Origin of the sequence: Aquicoccus porphyridii (assembly GCF_008369105.1) — a bacterium.
Lineage (GTDB): Bacteria > Pseudomonadota > Alphaproteobacteria > Rhodobacterales > Rhodobacteraceae > Aquicoccus > Aquicoccus porphyridii.
In genome coordinates, this window is record NZ_VINQ01000099.1 from 1 (window position 1) to 514 (window position 514).

The 514-nt window shown below is 63.2% G+C and carries 1 protein-coding gene; it reads left to right on the plus strand.

Features of this window, described 5'->3' with window-relative positions; translation table 11 throughout:
* The coding region (locus FLO80_RS23750; protein WP_149187133.1) for a flavin-containing monooxygenase at window positions 1-514 on the plus strand (514 nt) is incomplete at both ends.

Sequence of the window (514 nt, forward strand, 5' to 3'; positions counted from 1 at the left end):
CCCAACCCACCCCTGCCGCCGCCCGGCACTGCAAGGTCGCCATCATCGGCACCGGTTTCTCCGGGCTGGGGGTGGCGATCCGTCTCCGCCAGGAAGGCGAGGACGACTTCCTGATCTTCGAAAAGGACGCCGGCGTCGGCGGCACCTGGAGAGTCAACAACTACCCTGGCTGCGCCTGCGACGTGCAATCCCACGTCTATTCCTTCTCCTTCGAAGCGAACCCGGAGTGGACGCGGATGTTCGCCCGCCAGCCGGAAATCCGCGCCTATCTGGAGAAGTGCTGGGAAAAATACCGCTTGCAGGAAAAGACCCTGCTGAACACCGAGATCGGCAAACTGGCCTGGGACGAGAGGCAAAGCCTCTGGCACCTGCATGACGCCCAGGGCAACCATTACACCGCGAACGCCGTGGTTTCCGGCATGGGCGGCCTGTCCACCCCGGCCTATCCACGCCTCGATGGCCTGGAGAACTTCCAGGGCAAGGTCTTCCATTCCCAGCAGTGGGACCATGACTA